Here is a 1,081-nt window from a genome sequence, read left to right on the forward strand (position 1 = left end):
GGTGATTTTAGGAGTGAAAGTAACACACCCCTAACCCCTCTGAAGAGGGGAATGTGATCTTGGAATCAATGGTGTTTTTAGGACTTAAAGAGACACAGCCCGAGCAGCTGTTAAGAGGGGAGTATGATTCCGTAATCTCTAGAGGTTTTGAATTTAAAATGAAATTGTTTGCTTTGAAAAAAGGACACACCCCTAACCCCTCTGAAGAGGGGAATGCGATTCCGTAATCTCTAGAGGTTTTGAATTTAAAATGAAATTGTTTGCTTTGAAAAAGGAACACACCCCTAACCCCTCTGAAGAGGGGAATATGATCCCGTAATCAATGGTATTTTTAGGACTCAAAAAAACAAAGTGTTTACTATATCGTAGTGTATGCTTTGAGATCAAGATATCTCCAGTCTATATGATTACAAATCATTATCAGTATCAAAAATTCAAGTTATATATAGCTGTAATTCCACTTCTTAATTCCCCTCTTGAGAGGGGTTAGGGGTGTGTTTTTTATACTCATAAATATAAAACTCGATAGCCCTTAAAACATTCTCCATATCCTTCAGGACCTGTTCATCACTAAATCGTAAAATGGCAATCCCGAACTCATTCATTCGCTTTTCTTTTATGCAATCTTTACTGTACACTTCTAAAAACTCATGAGAATAGCCATCGACTTCTATCCCTAACATTAATTCATAACAGAAAAAATCTAAAATAAAATTATCAATTGGTTTCTGCCTATGAAAATCATAACCGTACATCTGCTTACCCTTTAATTTTAACCACAAAAAAATTTCTGTTTCAGTCGAATTATTACGAAGTTGTCGGGCATATTCTTTGAGTTTAGGGTTATAGGGTATGATTTTTCTTTTAGGCATAGTGGCTCTGTCAACGTTTTTGATATGTTAAAAATAAGGTTTTTAATTATAGTGTTATGTCCTAAAAATGAAATTGTTTTTTTTTAACAAAAGGACACACCCCTAACCCCTCTTAAGAGGGGAATGTGATCCAGGAATCAATGGTGTTTTTAGGAGTCAAAGGAGCATACCCTCAGCCCGTATAACTCCAATTATTATTTAATTTTGGA

General features: G+C 35.1%; 1 protein-coding gene. It reads right to left on the bottom strand.

Going from position 1 to position 1,081, the window contains the following annotated elements; translation table 11 throughout:
* Nucleotides 1-464: 464 nt before the first annotated feature.
* A complete protein-coding gene (locus tag BUC23_RS11970) occupies nt 465-872 on the bottom strand; it encodes an endonuclease domain-containing protein (protein WP_073209731.1) in 408 nt (135 codons plus the stop codon).
* Between the last annotated feature and the right edge of the window lie 209 nt (nt 873-1,081).

Source organism: Flavobacterium xinjiangense (assembly GCF_900142885.1).
Taxonomy (GTDB): Bacteria; Bacteroidota; Bacteroidia; order Flavobacteriales; family Flavobacteriaceae; genus Flavobacterium; species Flavobacterium xinjiangense.

Coding starts and splice junctions, on each gene's coding strand:
- BUC23_RS11970 (WP_073209731.1), bottom strand. CDS start 872: ATGCCTAAAAGAAAAATCATACCCTATAACCCTAAACTCAAAGAATAT.